The organism is Acinetobacter nematophilus, from assembly GCF_026344175.1.
GTDB lineage: Bacteria > Pseudomonadota > Gammaproteobacteria > Pseudomonadales > Moraxellaceae > Acinetobacter > Acinetobacter nematophilus.
This window is the reverse complement of record NZ_JAPKMY010000010.1, coordinates 111,200-133,851: the sequence shown is the minus strand read 5'-3', so window position 1 is coordinate 133,851 and position 22,652 is coordinate 111,200. Positions and strand designations below refer to the sequence as shown.

The window sequence follows — 22,652 nt, the reverse complement described above, 5'->3', positions numbered from 1 at the left end:
AGATAATTTATTTTAATGTCAGCGAAAAATAGCCCAGAACCAATTTTTATGGATAAATGTGAAAATCTACAAAATTTTATATAGAAAAATGAAATTTCACTTTAAAATAGTGTGATAAATAAAATTTTGGATAAAAAATGGCAAGTAGTTTATTAATATTATTAGATGATATTGCAGCAGTCTTAGATGATGTTGCTGTCATGAGTAAAATGGCAGCAAAAAAAACAGCTGGTGTTTTAGGTGATGATTTAGCACTGAATGCGCAACAAGTCAGTGGGGTCCGCGCTGAACGTGAACTTCCTGTCGTCTGGGGTGTCGCGAAAGGTTCATTTATCAACAAACTTATTTTAGTACCATTGGCATTATTGATCAGTGTGGTTGCACCTTGGTTGATTAATCCATTATTAATGATTGGTGGTTTGTTTCTGTGCTATGAAGGTGTAGAAAAAGTTCTTCATAGTTTAAAACATAAGAAAGCCAGTACTGAAGAAGCTGCACAAGAAGAGTTAACGCAGATTGAAACGGATTTAGCAACTTTTGAAAAAGAGAAGATTAAAGGCGCGATACGCACCGACTTTATTCTTTCTGCTGAAATTGTGGTGATTTCTTTAGGTACGGTTGCAACAGCTGATTTTGGTACAAAAGTCATGGTACTGTCTGTGATTGCAGTGATTATGACTGTAGGTGTCTATGGCTTTGTTGCGATGATTGTCAAAATTGATGATTTAGGTTTGTACTTGACACAACAAGCATCGAATGTAAAACAAAGTATTGGTCGAGCTTTATTGGCATTTGCACCTAAGCTAATGAAAACCTTAACCATTGTCGGAACAATCGCAATGTTTCTTGTGGGTGGTGGAATTATCAATCATGCAGTATCTTCATTGCATCACTTGACAGAGGAAGCGGTGAACCATATTGAACATATCCCAACAGTGGGCAGTATTATTGGTGCATTAACCCCAACTTTGATTAATCTTGTAATTGGTATTATTGCTGGGTTGGCTGTGGTATTGGTGGTGGGTTTGATCCAAAAAATTCGTGGTCAATCTACAACTGCTTCATAAAAAATCATTTAAACTGATTCCAATTTAAAATTAAAAGGACAGATCTATGCGTTGGAAAGGACGTAGAGAAAGCGATAATGTCGAAGATCGCCGTGGTGGTGGCGGTGTAAAAGCGGGTGGTATCAGTATTCTTGGATTGGTTGTTGCTTTTATTGCTTGGAAATTCTTTGGTGTTGATCCGCAGCAGGCATATCAAGCAACGAAGCAAGTTACCTCAGGTAATGGGAGCCAAACCACTGCACCTGTAAATGCGACACCTGAACAGCAGGAAACGGCATCTTTTGTTAAAACGGTATTGGCAGACACAGAGGATACTTGGAAGCAGGTGTTTATTCAGCAAGGTGCTCAATATACACCGCCTAAACTGGTCATGTTCAGTGGTGCTGTGCAGTCAGGTTGTGGAACGGCTGAATCTGCCATGGGACCCTTTTATTGTCCAGCAGACCAAAAAGTGTATATTGATACTCAGTTCTTTAAAGATATGCGTCAACAAATGGGCATTTCAGGCGAAAAGAATCAATCTGAGTTATCTGCACAAGATGAGGCCGGTGATTTCGCGCAAGCTTATGTGATAGCCCATGAAGTTGGTCATCATATTCAAAATTTATTGGGTATTTCCTCGCAAGTGCAACAGGCTCGTCAACGTGCCAATCAAGCTCAGGGTAATCAACTCTCAGTACGGTTGGAATTACAGGCGGATTGTTTAGCAGGTGTTTGGGCAAATCGTACACAACAGCGTACGCAGTTCCTTGAGCAAGGGGATATAGAAGAGGCAATGGATGCCGCAGAAAAAATCGGTGATGACTATTTACAGAAAAAAGCACGTGGTTATGCTGTTCCTGATAGCTTTACCCATGGTACCAGTCAACAACGGATGCAATGGTTCAATACGGGGATGAAATCAGGCGACATCAATAGTTGTGATACGTTTAAATAAATTTTTAAGTTCAAGTATTTAAAAGGGTACTAAGTGTGCTCTTTTTTTTGAATAGATTTTTGCAATCCGATTTTTTATGTTAAAAAATATAACGAAAAAAGTCAGGGTTCAGTTTTTTTTGTAAAATTATATAAATTGTTAAATGGTCTCTTATTCTATATTTAATAAAGAAATGATTGAGTATTTGATGTTCATTTAAATTAAAAAATTGAAAATAGGGTTCGAATGGGTAATTATTTCTTTCTCCAAGTTTTTACAGTAGTTTTTGCGCTTTCTATTGCGACGACCATATTTAATAAACGTATACTCGGTTTTCCTCAAGCGATTGGTGTACCTATCGTTTCTGCAATTTTTGTCTTTATATTGCAATGGGGAGCCAGTTTACTGAATGGTAACCAATTTATCTCGATTAATATCCATAATATTGAAGAGGCTGTACGCCATGTCGATTTTTATGATTTTTTAGTCAATGGTGTGATTTGTTTCATTCTGACCTCATCCGCATTGAAATTTAAAGTTTCCGATTTAAAAGTCTATTGGAAGCCGATCAGTATCTTGGCCACAATTGCATTATTGCTGTGTGCTGTATTCTTTGCAGGACTGGTGTTTGGTTTCCAGTTCTTGATTGGAAATCCTGTACCGATTTTAGTGCTGTTATTACTTGGTTCAGCGCTCGGGGCAACCGATCCAATCGGAATCAAAGGCGTACTGAGTTCAGTACGTGCACCTCATCATTTGATGGTCAAATTAGAAGGTGAATCCTTGTTTAATGACGCAATGTGTATTGCGGTCTTTATGACCTTATTGAATGTCCTTGAAGGTGAGCATTTTAGTTTGATTGCAACCCTGCAAACCCTATTATATGAAATTGTAGTGGCTGTAATCATTGGTTGGGCTTTTGGTTTAGGGATTTTACGCCTATTACGTGGCAAACATGAGATGGAGTCTCTTATCTTAACCACAGCATTGTTGGCATGTGGCTCATATCTTGTGGCATTGTTTGCGCATGCATCCGCCCCGATTGCTTGTGTAATCGGTGGTTTGATTGTCGGAAATAAATGGAAAGAAATTTTACAAGACCGTGAAATTCGCGAGGTCAATCATTTCTGGCATACGGTAGAAGGGATTATTAATTCATTCTTATTCACTTTGATTGGATTGGAAATCTTTATTTTAGATCTCAGTACCAGTCTTATTTTAGGTGGTATTTTTGCATTCTTTGCCTTGCATCTTTCTCGTTTTGCTGCAAATTTCCTTGCTTTCGCATTCTTTCCATCATTCCGTAAAAAGAGTTATAACGGTAGCTTGGCCATTCTGTCATGGGGCGGTGTCCGTGGGGGTATTTCGCTCGCATTGATTCTTGCTGTGGCAAACGTACCGGAGTTACGTGATTACAGCAGTATTTTGATTGGCTATACCTTTATCAGTGTATTACTTTCAGGGGTGGTCTGTGGTCTAGGTTTACCTGCGGTAATGAATGCTTTTTATTACAATCCAAACGAAGAAACTCAAGGTTTCAAAGGTTGGTACCAACGCATGTGCAATAAAATGAATCGTAAAGGCTTTAAGTATATTGTGGGTGAAGATGCAGCAGGTCACGAAACTATTACGATCTATAATCCAGAAGCATTGGTTGACAAGAAATCTGATGACGGTGTTGCTACAGTTCATCATCCAGAAAAAGCGCAGGAAGTGAAGCGTTTGGAAAATCCGGCAAACTTTTAATTTAAAAAATCACATTTGAATGCTGAATTAATGTGAAGCATGCTTAAAAAAATACCCTTCAATGTGAAGGGTATTTTTTTAATGTTTTGTAAATTGGCTCATCATTACTTCGCATTTTTTGCCAAGAAATCCAAATACGGCTTAATCAACAATTGCTCTTGTTCAAGAAGAGGTAAGTGCCCAACACCTTTTAGAATAACGGGTTCTTGAGCATTTTTTAATAAGCCCTTTAATTCAGCCGCAGCTTCTACATTGATAATTTGATCTTTGTCACCCCATGCAATTAATACAGGCTGGTCAATAGAGCGGGCAGCAATCGCAAATGAGTCAGGTGTAAACAATTTAGACATTACAATCAATTGTTCAACCAGTTTTGTGGTATTTGCAGATTGGCTGATCATCAGTTTTTCTTGTGAGTCTTTTAATTCTTTTGGAATAAAAGGTGGAAGGTTGGTTGCAATTTTCATTAAGCGATCAAAGTCTCCAGGCTTGCTGACAATCATATTGCGTAAAGTGGTTGGATCTTTGAGATATGGGGTATTGGCAGATTTAAAGACGCCTGCACTGTCGATTAAGAATAATGATTTAGTATCAACAGGGTACTGAGCAGCATACAGTAATGAGATAGAACCACCCATTGAATGTCCTGCAACATTCAGACCGTTCTCAACTTTTATCGCTTCTGCAAAACGGCGTAATTTTTCAGTTAAATTAGGGAGTGAGTAATCAAAATCACTTGGAACCTTACTATCACCTTGACCCGGTAAATCTGGAATAATGACATGATAATACGGTGTTAAATAGCGTGCCACACGATTCCAGTTGTCTCGACTTCCTGCAAGTCCATGTACCAGCATAAGCGTCGGTTTTCCAACTGGTCCACCTTCACTGTATGCCCAGTCAATATCACCAACTTTGACACGTTTGGTGTCCATTCCAGCCCAAGCGCGTTCCTGTTGAAGAACACTTTGAATATCAATCGTTGGAGCAGCATAGGTATTGGACAAACCGAGTGATGTTACAGTACCCATGACCAATGCGGCAGATAAAAGCAGTTTATTGAAGATTCCTTTCATTTTTGCATACTCTTGTTGTTGTATTTCAGGTAGGATTCAAGATTAGAATATGTACTATTAAATTACATTTGCCTAAAATGTCCGAAGCTTATTTTCTAAGTCAATTTCGTTGAGTGATTTTCACAGTTGTTGGTCTTTTAAGTGTAAAGGTCCTATGCAGAATGATGAACTGGCACAGATGATTTTAAATGTCATTGTGCAGATTCCAAAAGGTAAAGTTGCAAGTTACGGTCAAGTCGCAAAGTTTGCCGGCTTACCGAAACATGCACGGCTCGTCGGGCGTGTACTGGGGCAGCTTCCAGAAGATCATGATATTCCGTGGTATCGGGTCATCAACTCACAAGGTCGCATCAGCCTAAATAAATTGGATGAACATGGCATGTGCATACAGACATCAAGATTACGTGAAGAAGATGTAGTTGTTGTTGATGGCAAAATTAATTTAAAAAAATATCAATGGATACCTTAAATGAAAACCTCACCCTGTATTTATGGTGAGGTTTTCATAGTTCAAGTCATTTTATTTAATGACCAAAACAGGAATTTGTAATTCAGTTAATAAATTTTGTGCAACACTTCCCATGATAATCTTTTTCAATCCAGTACGGCCATGTGAGCTGAGAATGACCAAATCAGTTTTCAAATCATGCACTGCTTGATTCAGGGTGTGAGCAATATTTTCACCTTCAAGTAAACGTGTTTCAACTTGTACACCTTCTGCGGCGAATTGTGCTTTGGCTTCGTTGATGTTGGCTTGAATAAATTCACGGGCACGTTCAATCAGCATGTTACTTTGACCGTTCGCCAAATATTCTGAAGCAATATATGGGTCCAGTGTCATGACTTGTACAACCGTAATTTTACTGTTAAATGCTTTTGCAAATTCCACAGCATGTTTAACTACAGATAGAGATGTTTCCGAGCCATCTACAGGCACGAGAATGTTTTGATAAGCCATGACTATTTTCCTTATTTTAACAAAAAGCTGAATTGAATATTTATACGCATCACCAGTCTATAACCTGATCATAACGCGAATATGAAATGAATAAAACCCAGTAAAAGCATAGGGATAATCAATATAAATATCATAAATTTAAATCAATGCACTGGCATAAACTAACATTACTGAGCTGAGAGAACTTGCAGCTACTGTGCTGAGACAGGAAGCAACTAAAAATCAATTAAATTCACTTTATAAGGCGTCTGTATTTTATTGTTTTTTAAAAATTAAATTACTTTGATTCATAAATTATATAGACAATAAAATGCGGATAAAAAATCAATTGAGACAATTGCTGAATTGTAAATCAAAAGCATCCTTTAGAATGAAGCTGAAACAAACTCAACTGAAACAAGACGGATCCACATGATTTATACAATAAATTTGAGGAAATGATCATGGAATATCAAACAATTATTATAGAAAAGAAAAATGGAGTCGGTTACTTAAAGCTTAACCGCCCGGAATAATTGAATAGCTTAACGCCTGTGATGAGTCTAGAAATTCTAGAAGTACTCAGGCAATGGAAAGAGGATGCTGAAATTCGCGTTATTGTCATCGCCGCAGTTGGTAAAGCATTTTGTGCCGGGCAAGGAATAAGTCCTGAAGTACTTAATGGAGGTGTCATTGACTTAGGTGAGGTATTGGAAAAGTACTTTAATCCGCTATTAGCCCTCATCAATGATATGCCCAAAGTCATCATCTGTGCAGTCAATGGTATCGCTGTAAGAGCGGGGGCGAGCTTACCTTTGTTGTGTGATATTACACTTGCAGCAAAATCAGCAAGTTTCTCACAGATCTTTAGTAAAATTGGTCTTATTCCCGATTGTGGTGCAACCTGGTTGCTTCCACGTTTGATTGGTTTTGCTAAAGCCAAAGCATTGATGTTGACAGCAGAAAAGATCAGTGCAGAGGAGGCAAAACGTATCGGAATGATTTATAAAGTCGTTGCAGATGATCAGTTGGAGCCAGAAGTTGTACGTTTAGCTGAGCATTTTGCGACTCAAGCCAGTTTAAGTCTTACATTGATCAAACAGGCCATGCGGGTCACCATGCACAATGATTTTTATACGCAAGTAAAAGTTGAACAGGATTTACAAAGAAAGGCAGGACAGTCAGAAGATTTTTTAGAAGGAGTCCGTGCTTTTTTAATGAAAGATCAAGCCCATTTTAAAGGACGATAAATCCCAATGCCTATCTTTAAAAGCCACTCCAACAGCATTGTTCAATGGATAGTAGTGACATGGGGAGTATTGCTCCCTCATGCTGCTGTTGCAGATCAAATTAAAGCCATTCCTTGGATAAAACTGAAAAAAGAAACCTCACAGGCCAAGCAAATTTGTCAGGCATTAAAGGTCAACTGTGGAAAGGATGTAGATGTATGGAAAAAGCAATCAGGGGCAGACACTCATTTATATTTAACTGACGATAGACCGCAACTAATCGAATTTATAAAAGAAAACCATCAGTATACTGTTCTGAATTATTGGAATTTTCAGCATTATCAGCATCACGGTCATAACACTGATTTTGATGAGGAATTAAACAGTGATGGATTAAGGATTTATCCTGCATTTTATCCTTTAAATCGCCAAAAGCTTGCTATTGCAGTAGTTAAGCGTTGGAGCACGACTTACTCGGGAGGTGGACGGGCAGAAGAGATCGCTGATTTTGTCATGTTAGAACCCAATCATACATATAAACTGGCATTGGCTGATGTGGCTTTTCATTCTTATGAGATGATTCGCGCCTGTTTTTCTCAAGAGGAATATCAATCTTCTCCACACTGTCATGATGAAAGTGGTTCCAATTTGTCCATTCAATTTAAAGATATCGGTAAAACATATTATCAATGGACCTTAAATTTTACCGATTTTACTTGGGAAGCATTCAAACCTCACTCATCAAAAGTTATAGAAAAGTCGCATAACATAGTGTTGCCTTTTCAGCAAAAATAGGGATCTGTGATTTTTGTAAATAATCAACAAAATTACACAATACATAATTTAATTATGTATTGCATAAACTGTTAATTTCTTATAGGATGAATTTAGAGTTCAAATTCACTGTCATCAAGCTGATTCTGGCTCAAGACAGACTGAATGACGGAAGGAAAGAACGGACTACCAGCGTATTTTGATTGGTGGATCAAAATAGCAGTGTGCTGTTCTCAGCATTAAAAAACGGATGAATTTATCTAAATAAGGGAAACTAGATGGATATTTTAGATAACCCATTAGAATTATGTGGTTTTGCTTTTATTGAGTTTGTATCGACGGAAAATGGATTAGATCAAATTTTTGAAACCATTGGTTTTAGCAAAGTCGCAAAACATAAGTCTAAAAAAGTGTATTTGTGGCGTCAGGGTAACATCAATATTATTTTGAACTATCAACCCGAATCCTATGCTTCATTCTTTTTCAAAGAACATGGACCTTCTGCTTGTGCAATGGGGTTTAGAACACGTGATGCAGCTAAAGCTTTTAAAAATGCCATAGCACTCGGTGCTGAACCCATGTATTCACAGGCAGGACCGATGGAATTGAATATTCCAGCGATCAAGGGAATTGGAGGAATGCCAATTTTTCTTGTGGATCGTGATATTTACGAAAATGATTTTGTTTTCTTTGATGATGTAGAAAAAAACCCACGTGGTGCGGGTCTGAATGAAATTGATCATTTAACACATAATGTTTATAAAGGACGCATGGAATATTGGGCGAATTTCTATGAAAAAATCTTTAATTTTCAAGAAATCCGTTACTTTGACATTAAAGGTGAATATACGGGTCTGACTTCAAAAGCACTCACTGCACCAGATGGTATGATCCGTATTCCATTGAATGAAGACTCTGACAAAGGCAATGGTCAAATTGCAGAATTTTTGGCTGATTTCAACGGTGAAGGTATTCAGCATATTGCTTTTATTACAGATGATTTAATTTCAACATGGGATAAGTTGAAAGGTTTAGGTCTGAAGTTTATGACCGCACCCCCGGAAACCTATTATGAAATGTTAAAGGATCGTTTACCTGGTCACGGTGAGCCAACCGAAGAGTTACAAAAGCGTGGTATTTTATTGGATGGAAATACCAAAGAAGGTGAGAAGAAGCTGTTATTACAGATTTTTTCTGAAAACATGCTTGGACCGGTTTTCTTTGAGTTTATTCAACGTAAAGAAGATGATGGCTTCGGTGAAGGGAACTTTAAAGCATTGTTTGAATCTATTGAACGTGATCAAATCCGTCGTGGTGTATTAGAAGCCAAATAAGGTCAGCGATGTAAGCAGAAGAAGCCAGGAAAACATTTTCTTGGCTTTTTTATTACAATATGAAGAAAACATTTAACGCGTTTGAATGTACTGATTAATTGCAGCCACTTCTCGTTTAAATAGTTCAAGTTTTTCACTGCCTGTATGCACGGGGAGAAATACTTCACTATCCAAAGCAACAATACAGAACTCCACTGCTTGATGCGCATTGAAAATAGGCAAACCAATGGCATTGATGCCTGTAAGAAGATCACCTTGAGCAATTGCCATACCTAATTCTAAAGTAGTTTCCTTGAGTTGAATAAATTCGTCCCAATGGCTGGGTTTAATTTGATAATGATTAAGAGCGGCTTTTTCCCATTCTGCAAATATCAAAGGCTTGATGATTGGTTCAGGTAAATATGCGGCAAAAACTCGTCCAGCAGCTGAGTTGACCAATGGCATAATTGAACCAACTTTTGTGACGATTGAAATTGGATGATTGGATTCAATGGATTGCACGACCAAAGGACCTTTCGGTGACCATTTACTGATTTGAATGCCACAGCCGATTTTATTCTGTAATTCATAAATTCGATGTTGTACCAATTGCAGGGCATCGGTATGCTGAATACAGTTTAAGCCTAAACGCCAGGCCTGATCACCCAGTGCATATTGACCATCTTCCAGCTGTTTGGCATAGTTCATGCGAATGAGACTGACCAAATAGCGGTGTACTTTTGCCGGATGCATATCCAGTTTGCCTGACAGTTCTTTTAATATAATCGGTTTGTTATGTTCCAAAAGAGCATTGAGAACGGCTAAGCCCACTTCAAGTGATTGAACGCCACCAGATAACTTTTCTTCAATCATTCAATAACCCTTGATCGCATTTAATCTTGCAGCTTTGATTTGCTGACGATATTTGATTTTACACTCAGCACATAATGCCTGAGCATGCTGCAAAATAGAAATCATCTTTTTAAATGAGATAAATAGATGAATAGCATAAGCATACTGTGCATGATGCACTTTAGTATGCGTTTACAAGGTATTGTATATCAACATACTCAAGTTAAAATAACAGGCCTTGCTGAAAATTAGACAATAAAAATCGGGATCGAAGCTATTGGTCTTCCATCCCGATCATCTTGTACTTTAAGCCGTTTGAATATTTTTAATCCGAACAGCGGTTGCTGCTTGAATGTCATCAAAACTGACATTTTCTGCCAGCTCAACCAGTACGAGTCCATCATGGGTGACATCGAGCACACCTAAGTCACTGACAATACCGTGAACCACTTGATGGCCAGTCAGTAGTAGGATGCATAAGGATAAAATTTTAGCTTGACCTTCTTTGGTTGTATGCCCCATTAAAATCACAACTTTTCGTACGCCTGCAACAAGATCCATTGCACCGCCCATGTCTTTGACTTTTTTACCCAGAATCATCCAATTGGCAAGATCACTTTGTTCAGAAACTTCCAATCGGCTTAATATAGCAAGGTCAATTCGACCACCTCGAATCATGGCAAATGATTCTGAGCTTGAGGAAAATGCATCCCCCGTTTTAACGCTTACTGTTTGCTTGCCTGCATTAATCAAGCCAGCATCCATATTGTCTTCAGTTGGGAATTCATCACAACCCTAAACCATAATCATCCACGCCTGCATTATTATTGATGCAGGTTAAATGTTTAACATCACTATATTTAAGGATTTTGATCAAGACTTCAGGAATACCACAAAGTCCAAATCCACCCACAGCAATGGTTTGACCATCTTTCACGATGCCATGCAGGGCTGCTTCGGCATTCCTGGCTACTTTATTGAGCATACGGATTATCCTAACTCGGCTTCATGCAAGAAGTGAGTATGCTGCGGGGCACGTTTGGTTCTGCTCCATTCATCCAACATGTCTACTTTCATTTCTTCTGTAATTTTTGAAATTTTTGCATCGGCATGAACATCGTTATACGTCAGTTCTAAGCGGTGTCCATTTGGATCAAAGAAGTAAATTGAATGGAATATCCCATGATTGGTAATACCGAGTACTTTGACATCATTGGCTTCAAGATGAGATTTTGCAGAAAGAAGCGCATCTAAGTCTTCAACTTCGAAAGCAATATGTTGAACCCATTGAGGTGTATTTTCATCACGCCCCATTTCCGGTTGAGTCGGTAACTCAAAAAATGCCAATACATTGCCTTGACCTGCATCCAGGAATAAATGCATATAGGGATCAAATGCTTTAGTTGAAGGAACATGGTCTTCTGCAAAAGCCAGAATAAACTCCATGTTGAGCATTTTTTTATACCATTCCACTGTTTCTTTGGCATCTTTACAACGATAGGCCACGTGATGAATTTTTTTAATTGCAAAGCTCATGATAAAACTCCTTTTCTGTTTATTCCCAATCTGGTTGTTGTTCTGGGGTTGCCTTTAAGAAAGCAGGCAGGGTTAGGCAGTACTGATCAATCGATTGAATCTTTGGAAAGTCGCTTAGATCAACATTGAAACGTTTGGCGTTATACACTTGTGGAATTAAACAGCAATCTGCAAATGTGGCGTCAGTACCAAAGCAGAACTGCCCATTTGAGCTTTTTAATTGCTTTTCCAAGCTTTTAAAACCTTCAATAATCCAGTGTTGGTACCATTGATTTTTCTGTTCATCATTTACAGCAAGTTCATGTTTTAGATATTTCAACACTCTGAGATTATCTAAGGGATGAATATCACAGGCGATGGTTTGTGAAAAAGCTCGTATTTTGGCGCGTTCAACAAGATCAGTCGGCAATAAAGGTCGTGTTGGATAGCGTTCTTCCAAATACTCCAAAATATTCAGGGATTGTGTAAAGGGCTGATCTTGATCAGTCAAACTCGGTACTAATTGACTCGGATTAAGTGCTAAATAATGTTCTTGTTGTTGCTCATTTTTGAGCAAATGGACTGGCTGTATAGCATAATCCAGCTGTTTGAGGTTTAAGGCAATCCTGACGCGATAAGCCGCAGAGCTACGAAAATAACTATACAGTTTCATCACACAATTCCTTGTGTTGATTAAACTTAAACTGCTTGGCAGGTAAAATCGTATTCGTCACCTGACCAAAGCCCACACGAACAGCACCTTTTTCAGCGTAGCCTTTTATCACTACACGGTCGCCATCCTCAAGGAAGCCACGCTTTTCACCATTGGATAAGCTAAGAGGTTTTGTCGTATTCCAAGTCAGTTCCAGTAAGCTTCCGTAAGAATTTTCTGTAGGACCTGAAATTGTGCCAGAACCCATTAAATCTCCGACTTGAACATTACAACCTGCAATCGTGTGATGGGTCAGCTGTTGCGCCATTGACCAGTACATGTATTTAAAGTTGGTTTGACAAATCACTTCACTCTGCTGCGATTGTGAAGTCTGCAGTTCCACACTGAGATGAATGTCGAAACTATTTAATGTATTTTCTTTTAAATAATCCAGTGGCTCTGGATGTTGTTGTGGACCTTTGACTTTAAAGGGTTCTAAGGCTTCCATCGTCACCACCCAAGGTGAAACTGTACTGGCAAAGGTCTTAGCATTAAATGGACCCAAAGGCACGTATTCCCATTGTTGAATATCACGTGCAGACCAATCATTCAGCAACACCATGCCAAAAATATGATCCCATGCATCTTCAATTGCAATCGGTTCACCCAACTCAGTTGTTTTGCCTACGATAAAAGCTGTTTCGAGCTCAAAGTCGAGTTTGCGTGTTGCTGAAAAGACAGGACGTTGCTCATGGGGGAGTTTGATTTGACCGGAAGGGCGGACAATTTCTTTACCGCTGACAACCACGGAACTGGCACGGCCGTTATAACCAACGGGTAACTCACTCCAATTGGGAAGTAAGGCATTTTTAGGATCTCTAAACATGGTTCCGACATTGGTTGCATGTTCTTTGGAGGAGTAGAAATCTGTATAGCCAGAGATCTGTATGGGTAAATGTAAGGTAACTGCATTTTGTTTGAAGAATACTTTTTGTTGTAATTCTGGATGATCACGAAGGGTTGGATTATCGGCGGAAAGCAAGTCTTGCAGTGCTTGGCGAACATAATGCCAATTCTGTTTACCTGTTTCTATAAATTTATTCAGACTGCTTTGGTTAAAACAGTGTGCTTTACAATTCGGGAGTAATCCTAATGTTTCTAAAGCAGCAAGGTCGATTACCCAATTACCAATCGCAACACCGACACGTTTATCTCCCTGTGAGGTTTCACTAAAAATGCCATAAGGTAAATTATGAATACTGAAATCAGATTGAGGTGCGATCTCAAGAAAGGTAGTTAAATGTTGTGTCATGGCGCGCTTTCCTTGTCTCTCATGAATGAGAATTTATTTCGTTTTCTCTTTTCTGCTCAAGCTAATGAAAAACCAATAAATATTATTTTTTTATCCGTTTTCATTATGCTGATTAGCCCAGAATGTTCTAGCTGATGATTTCTATCATACTGAAAATTAATAATTACGCAATACATAATTTAATTACATAATTCATAATAATTGTTATTTGTTGAATTTTCTGCTTATATGCGCAGTTATGAGAAAAGTAAATCAATTATTTTTCGATTAGATATAGGCATTTTTGATTAACTTATGATATACGTAATTTTGAATATAAAAATTACGCGACAAGGATGAGAATAATCATATGTCAGAACACGAGCAAGGAAACCTGAAACATGGTTTAAGCAATCGCCATATCCAACTGATTGCACTGGGTGGTGCAATCGGTACTGGATTGTTTTTAGGGATCTCGCAGTCGATCAAGCTTGCGGGACCTTCCGTAATCCTCGGTTATGCGATTGCAGGGCTGATTGCGTTTCTAATGATGCGACAGTTAGGTGAGATGGTGGTACAAGAGCCAGTCAGTGGTTCATTCAGCCACTTTGCTTACAAGTACTGGGGCTCATTTGCAGGGTTTATGTCAGGTTGGAACTATTGGGTACTCAATGTTCTCGTCTGTATGGCTGAACTCAGTGCAATTGGCTTGTATATCCAATATTGGTGGCCTGAAATCCCGACATGGATTTCAGCATTGGCGTTTTTTATTTTAATTAACGGCATTAATCTGTTGCATGTAAAATTTTTTGGTGAAATGGAGTTTTGGTTCTCTATCGTCAAAATTTTGGCAATCTTGGCGATGATTGGCTTTGGTTCCTATTTGCTTGCAACGGGTACAGCAGGACCACAAGCCAGTATTACCAATCTCTGGGCATTGGGCGGTTTCTTCCCATTTGGTGTTGAAGGACTGGTCATGGCAATGGCGGTAATTATTTTTGCTTTTGGCGGTATAGAATTATTTGGAATTACTGCTGCAGAAGCAAGAGATCCTGATAAAACTTTACCTAAGGCAGTGAATCAAATTATTTACCGTATTTTGATTTTTTATATTGCAACGCTTTTCATTTTGTTTGCCCTGTTTCCTTGGAACAAAATGGCGGAAGGTGGAAGCCCTTTTGTAATGGTCTTTGCTTCACTGGATAGTCAAGGCGTGGCGACTCTGTTGAACTTCGTGATTCTTACTGCAGCAGTTTCGGTATATAACGGAACAAGCTATTGTAGTAGCCGTATGTTGTTGGGCTTGGCTCAACAGGGCAATGCACCAAAATTTCTTCAGCATATCAATAAACGAGGAATCCCAACCAATGCAGTGCTTGTTTCTGCATTCGTTACAGTTTTATGTGTTTTGTTGAATTATGCATTTCCAGAAAAAGCATTTGGTCTGCTAATGATGCTCGTAGTTGCCGCGATTGTGATTAACTGGGTGGTGATTTCATGGACTCACCTCAAATTCCGTAAATCTATGCTTGAACAGGGGCAAACCACTAAATTTCCAAGTATTGCTTATCCATTCAGTAATTATCTTTGCATGATTTTTATGTTCGGTATCCTTGTTGTAATGTCATTTACACCAGATATGCGTATCGCAGTGATGATGATTCCAGCTTGGATTTTATGTTTGATGTTTACATACTATCTGAAACAACGAAAGCTAAAAAATGCACATCAAGATGTAGCCTTGAATTCAGATGCATAATCCAATTTTTTTTGAATCTTGATAAAAGGGTTAAATGAAAATTTAACCCTTTTGTTTTGATAAGATTGAACATTGATGTCAGTCATGGGCTTGATGTTTTAAAAACTGCATCAGTTGATGGGGGTCGTCGCTCTGTAATTGCGAACGCATTTTTAATATTTGCTTTTCATCAAGATCATAGAGTTTCAGTGAGAGTAGCTGTGCAATCTTTTGTTCAGGAAAGCGGTATTTAATAAGCTTTGCAGGAACACCACCTACGATTGCATAAGGTGGAACATCTTGAGTGACGACCGCACCTGTTGCAACAACAGCACCTTCACCTAAGCTTATTCCCTGCATGATCATGGCACGACTACCAATCCAACACCCATCACCAATGACCGTATCCCCAGCCGGTAAAAAACTGCGGGTATCAAAAGGAAAAGTTGAGATCCAATCCGGACGATGTAATTGATTGCCTCCCATCATGATCACACATTCAGCGCCGAAACAAACGAAGTTACCGATATACAATTGATCAATCGGCTTTTCAGTAGTGGACGCTTTGTCATGTAAATAACGCACCACGCAGCGCTCAAAGCCTTGATCCCAATACGCTGAGTAATAGGAGTAATTACCTTTTATATGAATATTTGGATTTTTAACTGTTTTGGAAATAAATTCAAATTCACACCAGTGCTTTACTGGTGAATTTATCGAGTCAGACATTCTATAAGGTAACTTGATGTGCGGAAGGCGTTATGGCTATTTTATATGAGCTTTATGCAGTTGAGCTATACAAATTCAATCTACAAGCCGAAGCAAATCAGTATCATCTTCATGTTTTATCTGATTGATCAAGAAATACCTCTAGAATGTTTCATCTGCATTCGATTTAAATGATTTTTAAATGGAGGAGATGTGTTGCATGGGTATGGCGAATATAATCGGCGCGATGGTTAAAATAGCGCTCAGTGATTTGTTGGCCAGATAAATCCTCCATGACTTTATATCCCATTGCAGTCACAGCTTGGTGTAATGCTTCCAAACGAAAAGCACCGATCAAAGGTTCTTTGAGAAATTGAGTAAATTGGGTTAAAGCAAACGCACCAAACCGTTCAATGCCTTCGAGCGCCTTATAATCAATTGAATAGTCGAGTACGACTTCACTTTGTTGTGCTGCAATGGATGCAATATTTTTTAATGTTGCTAAAGTGGTTTGTGGTGTTAAATAATGTGTTGTGCCCAGCCAAGAAAAAAAAGCAGGGTGGGCGGATTGAAAGCTGCTTCGTTTCAAAGCATCAGAAAGTTTTTCTTTTTCGAAATCAATGCTGACAAACTCTACATTTCCAGGGAGTTGTTGGGATATGGAAATTTTCTTTAACTTTTGTATTTTGGTCTTCTGTGTATCAGGATGATCAACTTCAAATATTTTAAGTTGAGGATAGTGGGTTGCTAAACGTAAAACAAAGGAATCTAAGCCTGCACCAACCAAGACATATTGTTGAATTTGATGGTGTTCAATGGCGTGTTGTAGAAGATCTTCACTATATCGTGAACGCCCAACGACTTGTCCAGTCAATTTGCCGAAGGTTTGATTCATCAACTTTGAATTCAATGTCTTACGAAACAATGCATTATTCAGTAATACGCGCCAGCGGCTATTGGTCATTGCAAAAGCATAGGGATCTGAAAATACAGGATCGCTTGCGTTTAAATGATGGTTGGCTCGCAGAGCAGCGGCTGCTTCTGCGGTACGACTCACACGCCCAGCTTTCATATTGTTCCTCAGCAAATTTTTATTTTCATCAATCTAATGCAAATAGATTATTTAACAATGGCAAGAAATTTGGACAGGATGGTGATAATTGCTATTTTTAAGGCACCTGATCGTCCCCCCTATATAGCCAAATTTGTTAAAAACTCATCCATTAAAATATAATTTCTCTTGAGTAAAAAGATGAAATTAGGGTTATATATTCGAAATATATAATATTTTTATTGAGGGATTTTAGCTCTAAAGTGTAAATTGATTGATGTAGGCAATGCCTCAGTTTGCGCAAATAACTTTTTTATTGAACTGTATCTTTGTGTCGAAAGCTAAGCCGTGTTTCGTTTTTCCTCATATATTTCTGTCCAAGATGGCGATCTTCATGTCATTTCACGATAGAAAGACCATATGATTGATAAATATAAAAAATAGAGGACTAATCGTTGGTATCGAAGATATTAAATTTATTTGGAGTAAATTATTGAAAAAATGACCTGTATGAATAATCCGTGGTGTGACTGCAGGCGACAGCAAAATTGAACAGCATTCTTAACAATTGCATACGATGGATTAGTTTTTACAGGTTATTTGAATTATTGTTGTTCTAGAATCAAATATTATCCTTGAAAAGAAAAAGGGCTGAATAGTCAGCCCTTAATATAATGAGTAGTTTTGCTTAGATATACTCAACACTGACTACTTCATATTCGACTTCGCCCTGAGGCGTGACGATTTTTACTTCATCGCCTTCATTTTTACCTAAAAGACCACGTGCGATAGGAGAGTTCACTGAGATTTTATTAATTTTAAAATCTGCTTCATCATCACCAACAATCTTGTAGGTTTTCTTTTCTTCAGTATCTAGGTTTTCAATGGTTACTGTCACACCAAAAACAACACGACCTGTTTGCTCAAGTTCTTTTACATCGATCACTTGGCAGGCACCGAGTTTACCTTCAATGTCTTGGATACGACCTTCACAGAAACCTTGTTGTTCACGTGCTGCATGGTATTCTGCGTTTTCTTTTAAATCCCCATGTTCACGTGCTTCTGCAATTGCAGCAGTAATACGTGGACGGTCAACAGATTTCAACTGCTGTAATTCTTTCTCTAAGGCAACTTTGCCTTCGGGAGTCATAGGATAACGTTGCATTGTTGTCCCTCAGTTTTGTATTTAAAAAAAATACTGGTTTAGAAATGAAAAAATCCCGCCACCGATAAGGTGACGGGACTTATCGGAAACGAATTAACCTAGTGTTTGCAAATCTTGCAAGCGATATACATCCATTGGCAATTGAATTGCTAAAGCTTGGCAAACAGCATCGGCACCATTCAAGGTAGTTGTGTAATACACTTTACCTTGCAGTGCAGAGCGACGGATTGAGAATGAATCCTGCTGAGCCTGTTTACCTTCAGTAGTATTGATAATGAGGTGAATCTCGCCATTTTTCAAGCGGTCAACAATATTAGGGCGACCTTCTGTGACTTTATTCACACGTTCACATTCAATACCAGCGTCTTTAATGACATCATAAGTACCGCCAGTTGCGATAATTTTGAAGCCTAAATCCACCAATTGCTTCGCAATACCTGGTGCACGAGGTTTGTCTGAATCACGTACTGAAATAAATACATGTTTCACTTCACCTTCAGTTGGCTTGCCCGGTAAGCGATCATTAGAGCCTAACACAGCTTTGTAGAAAGCTTCACCAAAAGTTTTACCTACACCCATAACTTCACCAGTAGATTTCATCTCTGGCCCAAGAATTGGATCAACACCTGGGAATTTGTTGAATGGGAATACCGCTTCTTTTACTGCAAAATGAGTTGGGATAATTTCTTTTGTGAATCCTTGAGATTCTAAAGATTGACCCGCCATACAACGTGCAGCAACTTTTGCTAAAGATTCACCAATACATTTCGAAACAAATGGTACTGTACGAGATGCACGTGGGTTAACTTCAAGAATATAAACATCGTTGCCTTTTACAGCAAACTGCACGTTCATCAAACCAATAACGCCAAGCTCTTTCGCCATAGCTACTGTTTGACGGCGCATCTCGTCCTGAATCTCTTGGGAAAGAGAATATGGTGGAATCGAACATGCTGAGTCACCAGAGTGAATACCCGCTTGTTCAATGTGTTGCATGATTCCGCCAATCACAACATCTTTACCATCAGATACACAGTCAACATCTACTTCTGTTGCATCATCAAGGAAGTGATCGAGTAATACAGGTGCTTCGTTAGATGCTTGAACTGCATCACGTAAGTAGCGCTTGAGTTCATCGTCATTGTAGACGATTTCCATAGCACGGCCACCAAGTACATAAGAAGGACGTACCACCAATGGATAACCCACTTTAGATGCTTCAGCCATGCCTTCTTCAGCAGATTTTACAATGCTGTTGCTTGGTTGACGAAGATTTAAACGTTGAATCATTTGTTGGAAACGTTCACGGTCTTCTGCACGGTCAATTGCGTCAGGAGATGTACCAATAATTGGTGCACCAGCTTCTTCCAAAGCACGTGCCAATTTCAATGGTGTTTGACCGCCGTACTGTACAATAATGCCTTTAGGCTTTTCAGTACGCACGATTTCAAGTACATCTTCAAGTGTGATTGGTTCGAAGTATAAACGGTCAGATGTGTCATAGTCTGTTGAAACAGTTTCTGGATTACAGTTGACCATGATGGTTTCATAACCATCTTCACGCATTGCAAGTGCAGCGTGTACGCAGCAGTAATCGAACTCAATCCCTTGACCAATTCGGTTAGGACCACCACCGATAACCATGATCTTGTCTTTGCTAGACGGATTAGATTCACATTCTTCATCATAAGTTGAATACATATATGCTGTATCTGATTCAAACTCAGCAGCACAGGTATCAACGCGTTTATAAACTGGATATACACCCAAGTTCCAACGATGCTTACGGAATTGCTTTTGCGAAATACCCATTAAGTTTGCAATACGCAAATCAGATAAACCTTTACGTTTAAATGAACGGATATTGTCAGCATTTAAGTCACCAAAACCTAAAGTTTTGATTTGTTCTTCAGTTTTGATGATGTCTTCGATTTGGATCAAGAACCAACGATCAATATTGGTTGCGGCGAAGACTTCTTCTAAAGTGAAGCCATGGCGGAAGGCATCAGCAACATACCAAATACGATCTGGACCAGGTACTTTTAGCTCAACCAAGATTTTATCTTTTGCGCCTTCCGTACCTATAGCGATTTGTTCGTCGAAACCACAAGTACCAACTTCAAGACCGCGTAACGCTTTCTGTACAGACTCTTGGAAGTTACGACCAATCGCCATCACTTCTCCCACAGACTTCATCTGTGTTGTCAATGTTGCATCAGCTTGTGGGAATTTCTCGAAATTGAAACGAGGAATTTTAGTCACTACATAGTCAATAGCTGGCTCAAATGATGCTGGTGTGGTACCGCCTGTGATGTCATTTTTCAATTCGTCAAGGGTATAACCCACCGCGAGTTTCGCAGCAATTTTTGCAATAGGGAAACCAGTTGCTTTGGATGCAAGCGCAGAAGAGCGAGATACGCGAGGATTCATCTCGATCACTACCATACGTCCATCTTTCGGGTTAATACCGAATTGAACGTTGGAACCGCCAGTTTCTACACCAATTTCACGAAGTACAGCCAAAGATGCATTACGCAATAATTGGAATTCTTTGTCTGTCAGCGTTTGTGCAGGTGCAACGGTGATTGAATCGCCTGTGTGTACACCCATCGGATCAAAGTTTTCAATGGTACATACAATGATACAGTTGTCGTTTTTGTCACGAACAACTTCCATCTCGTATTCTTTCCAACCAATCAATGATTCATCAATCAATAATTGTTTAGTTGGTGAAAGATCGAAACCACGTTCACAAATTTCAATAAATTCTTCTTTATTGTACGCGATACCACCGCCTGAACCACCCATCGTAAATGATGGACGAATGATGACCGGGAAGCCAAAACGCGCTTGAATTTCAAGTGCATGTTCCATGCTTTCCGCAACATCGGCACGAGGACATTCTAAACCGATCTTACGCATTGCAATGTCGAACAATTTACGGTCTTCAGCTTTTTCAATTGCTTCTTTGGTTGCACCGATTAATTCAACATTATATTTTTCCAAGATACCGTTGGCATCAAGTGCAAGTGCGCAGTTCAATGCCGTTTGTCCACCCATTGTAGGAAGAACTGCATCTGGGCGTTCTTTCTCAATGATGGCTGCTACGGTCTGCCACGTAATTGGTTCAATATACGTTGCGTCTGCCATCGTTGGGTCTGTCATAATGGTGGCTGGGTTAGAGTTCACCAAAATCACACGATAACCTTCTTCACGAAGCGCTTTACATGCTTGTGCACCTGAGTAATCGAACTCACATGCTTGTCCGATTACAATCGGACCCGCACCAATAATTAAGATACTTTTAATGTCTGTACGTTTAGCCATGATCGCTTCCTTAATTACTTCTTAGATGCTTCAATAAGTTCGATAAAATGATCGAACAATGGGGCACAGTCATGTGGACCAGGGCTTGCTTCTGGGTGACCCTGGAAGCTAAACGCAGGTTTATCTGTACGATGAATCCCTTGTAGGGTTTGATCGAATAAAGATTTATGTGTTGCTTTAAGATTTGCAGGCAATGTCTCTGCATCTACAGCGAAGCCATGGTTTTGAGAAGTAATCATCACTGTACCGTGATGTTGACTTTGTGCGTCAATATTTTGTACAGGATGGTTTGCACCATGGTGACCATGTGGCATTTTCACCGTTTTAGCACCAGAAGCGAGCGCTAGAATTTGATGACCTAAACAAATACCGAATACAGGCAGGTTTGTTGTTTCAACAATGGTCTTAACCGCTTCAATGGCATAATCACATGCCGCTGGATCGCCAGGACCATTTGACAGGAACACGCCATCTGGATTAAGTGCCAATACTTTTTCTGCAGGAGTTTGAGCAGGAACTACAGTCAACTTGCAACCGCGATCTGCAAGCATACGTAAGATGTTGGTTTTGACACCATAATCGTATGCAACCACATGAAATTTAGTTTCAGGTTGAGAGAAGCCTTTGCCTAGTGTCCATGAGCCTTCAGTCCATTCAAAACCTTCAGGGTCACAACATTCTTTAGCTAAGTCTAAACCGTTTAAGCCACCAAAGGCACGTGCTTGGGCAATTGCTTCTTCTTCAGTGATGTTTTCACCTGCAAGAATACAACCGTTCTGTGCGCCTTTGTCACGTAAGATACGTGTTAATTTTCGTGTATCGATATCTGCAATGGCAACGACATTATGTTGTTCTAAATATTCGCCAAGAGATTGATTTGCGCGGAAATTGCTGTGTAATAAAGGAAGGTCACGAATGATGAGACCATTCGCCCAGACTTTATGAATTCGACCTGACTCAGTGTCTTCTTCATTACAACCAGTATTACCGATATGAGGATAAGTTAAAGTTACAAGTTGCTGTGCATAACTAGGATCGGTCAAAATTTCTTGATAACCAGTCATGGCAGTGTTAAAAACGACTTCACCAGTCGTACTTCCCGTAGCGCCGATCGATGTACCTTTAAAAACAGTACCGTCAGCAAGGGCTAAAATGGCGGGGGTGCTCAAACCAAAGCTCCTGAACTAAAACCACAAAAATAGGGCTGTAAAAAAGCGAGTAGACGAAAAAAAAGGAAGGCTTACTAAATCCTACCCTCCTTATGTCTGCTCGCTTGTAACTTAACAGCGCATTAT

The 22,652-nt window shown here is 39.2% G+C and carries 18 protein-coding genes and 3 pseudogenes; 8 read left to right on the top strand and 13 right to left on the bottom strand.

The window, feature by feature from the left end:
* Positions 1 to 137: 137 nt before the first annotated feature.
* The 3 genes from OSH00_RS16665 (at position 138) to OSH00_RS16655 (ending at position 3,729) form a co-directional block, all read left to right on the top strand.
* Positions 138 to 1,067, top strand: a complete 930-nt coding sequence (locus OSH00_RS16665; RefSeq protein ID WP_266131364.1) for a DUF808 domain-containing protein — start codon at positions 138 to 140, stop codon at positions 1,065 to 1,067.
* 46 nt (positions 1,068 to 1,113) lie between these two features.
* The gene (ypfJ, locus tag OSH00_RS16660) at positions 1,114 to 2,004 is read left to right on the top strand and encodes a KPN_02809 family neutral zinc metallopeptidase (RefSeq protein WP_266131363.1); all 891 of its coding nucleotides are present in this window, start codon (positions 1,114 to 1,116) and stop codon (positions 2,002 to 2,004) included.
* A gap of 225 nt (positions 2,005 to 2,229) precedes the next feature.
* The gene (locus OSH00_RS16655; protein WP_196075338.1) at positions 2,230 to 3,729 is read left to right on the top strand and encodes a cation:proton antiporter; all 1,500 of its coding nucleotides are present in this window, start codon (positions 2,230 to 2,232) and stop codon (positions 3,727 to 3,729) included.
* A 104-nt stretch (positions 3,730 to 3,833) separates the two neighbouring features.
* On the opposite strand, the gene OSH00_RS16650 is transcribed toward OSH00_RS16655, so the two are convergent.
* Positions 3,834 to 4,805 (bottom strand): alpha/beta fold hydrolase, encoded by a 972-nt coding sequence (locus tag OSH00_RS16650; protein ID WP_266131362.1) that lies wholly within the window; start codon positions 4,803 to 4,805, stop codon positions 3,834 to 3,836.
* Between the two features lie 154 nt (positions 4,806 to 4,959).
* Here OSH00_RS16650 and OSH00_RS16645 point away from each other — a divergent pair, with 154 nt between their 5' ends.
* Entirely contained in the window at positions 4,960 to 5,274 is a 315-nt protein-coding gene (locus OSH00_RS16645; RefSeq protein ID WP_266131361.1) for an MGMT family protein, read from the top strand.
* Positions 5,275 to 5,325: 51 nt separating this feature from the next.
* Here the strand turns inward: OSH00_RS16645 and OSH00_RS16640 are convergent, their stop codons facing one another.
* The gene (locus OSH00_RS16640; protein WP_196075341.1) at positions 5,326 to 5,763 is read right to left on the bottom strand and encodes a universal stress protein; all 438 of its coding nucleotides are present in this window, start codon (positions 5,761 to 5,763) and stop codon (positions 5,326 to 5,328) included.
* A 443-nt stretch (positions 5,764 to 6,206) separates the two neighbouring features.
* Here OSH00_RS16640 and OSH00_RS16635 point away from each other — a divergent pair.
* The 3 genes and pseudogenes from OSH00_RS16635 (at position 6,207) to hppD (ending at position 9,079) form a co-directional block, all read left to right on the top strand.
* A pseudogene (locus OSH00_RS16635) lies at positions 6,207 to 6,992 on the top strand (enoyl-CoA hydratase-related protein).
* Between the two features lie 6 nt (positions 6,993 to 6,998).
* Complete coding sequence (locus OSH00_RS16630; protein WP_266131360.1) at positions 6,999 to 7,766, top strand: hypothetical protein; 768 nt, start codon at positions 6,999 to 7,001, stop codon at positions 7,764 to 7,766.
* A 257-nt stretch (positions 7,767 to 8,023) separates the two neighbouring features.
* Positions 8,024 to 9,079, top strand: a complete 1,056-nt coding sequence (gene hppD / locus OSH00_RS16625; RefSeq protein ID WP_266131359.1) for a 4-hydroxyphenylpyruvate dioxygenase — start codon at positions 8,024 to 8,026, stop codon at positions 9,077 to 9,079.
* 72 nt (positions 9,080 to 9,151) lie between these two features.
* On the opposite strand, the gene OSH00_RS16620 is transcribed toward hppD, so the two are convergent.
* The 6 genes and pseudogenes from OSH00_RS16620 to fahA form a co-directional block, all read right to left on the bottom strand.
* Entirely contained in the window at positions 9,152 to 9,931 is a 780-nt protein-coding gene (locus OSH00_RS16620; RefSeq protein ID WP_266131358.1) for an IclR family transcriptional regulator, read from the bottom strand.
* 285 nt (positions 9,932 to 10,216) lie between these two features.
* A pseudogene (locus OSH00_RS16615) lies at positions 10,217 to 10,705 on the bottom strand (CoA-transferase); the annotation flags it as partial.
* Positions 10,701 to 10,895: pseudogene (locus OSH00_RS16610) on the bottom strand (CoA-transferase); the annotation flags it as partial. The pseudogenes OSH00_RS16615 and OSH00_RS16610, both read right to left, overlap by 5 nt.
* 5 nt (positions 10,896 to 10,900) lie before the next feature.
* Positions 10,901 to 11,446: a VOC family protein gene (locus tag OSH00_RS16605; protein WP_266131357.1), complete on the bottom strand. Its 546-nt coding sequence runs from the start codon at positions 11,444 to 11,446 to the stop codon at positions 10,901 to 10,903.
* A 19-nt stretch (positions 11,447 to 11,465) separates the two neighbouring features.
* Complete coding sequence (gene maiA / locus OSH00_RS16600) at positions 11,466 to 12,098, bottom strand: maleylacetoacetate isomerase (RefSeq protein ID WP_266131356.1); 633 nt, start codon at positions 12,096 to 12,098, stop codon at positions 11,466 to 11,468.
* Positions 12,085 to 13,389: a fumarylacetoacetase gene (gene fahA / locus OSH00_RS16595; protein ID WP_266131355.1), complete on the bottom strand. Its 1,305-nt coding sequence runs from the start codon at positions 13,387 to 13,389 to the stop codon at positions 12,085 to 12,087. The genes maiA and fahA overlap by 14 nt, the downstream gene beginning before the upstream one ends.
* A 349-nt stretch (positions 13,390 to 13,738) precedes the next feature.
* On the opposite strand from fahA, the gene OSH00_RS16590 reads away from it, so the two are divergent.
* On the top strand, positions 13,739 to 15,127 hold the full coding sequence (locus tag OSH00_RS16590) for an amino acid permease (RefSeq protein WP_266131354.1): 1,389 nt from the start codon (positions 13,739 to 13,741) through the stop codon (positions 15,125 to 15,127).
* Between the two features lie 78 nt (positions 15,128 to 15,205).
* On the opposite strand, the gene OSH00_RS16585 is transcribed toward OSH00_RS16590, so the two are convergent.
* The 5 genes from OSH00_RS16585 to carA all read right to left on the bottom strand — a co-directional run bounded on the left by OSH00_RS16585 (position 15,206) and on the right by carA (position 22,526).
* Entirely contained in the window at positions 15,206 to 15,835 is a 630-nt protein-coding gene (locus tag OSH00_RS16585; protein ID WP_266131353.1) for a CatB-related O-acetyltransferase, read from the bottom strand.
* A 166-nt stretch (positions 15,836 to 16,001) separates the two neighbouring features.
* A complete protein-coding gene (locus tag OSH00_RS16580; RefSeq protein WP_266131352.1) occupies positions 16,002 to 16,886 on the bottom strand; it encodes a class I SAM-dependent methyltransferase in 885 nt (294 codons plus the stop codon).
* A 667-nt stretch (positions 16,887 to 17,553) separates the two neighbouring features.
* Positions 17,554 to 18,030: a transcription elongation factor GreA gene (greA, locus tag OSH00_RS16575; protein WP_004829465.1), complete on the bottom strand. Its 477-nt coding sequence runs from the start codon at positions 18,028 to 18,030 to the stop codon at positions 17,554 to 17,556.
* A 93-nt stretch (positions 18,031 to 18,123) separates the two neighbouring features.
* Positions 18,124 to 21,357: a carbamoyl-phosphate synthase large subunit gene (gene carB, locus OSH00_RS16570; protein ID WP_266131351.1), complete on the bottom strand. Its 3,234-nt coding sequence runs from the start codon at positions 21,355 to 21,357 to the stop codon at positions 18,124 to 18,126.
* 14 nt (positions 21,358 to 21,371) lie between these two features.
* Positions 21,372 to 22,526: a glutamine-hydrolyzing carbamoyl-phosphate synthase small subunit gene (gene carA / locus OSH00_RS16565; RefSeq protein WP_266131350.1), complete on the bottom strand. Its 1,155-nt coding sequence runs from the start codon at positions 22,524 to 22,526 to the stop codon at positions 21,372 to 21,374.
* Positions 22,527 to 22,652: the final 126 nt, after the last annotated feature.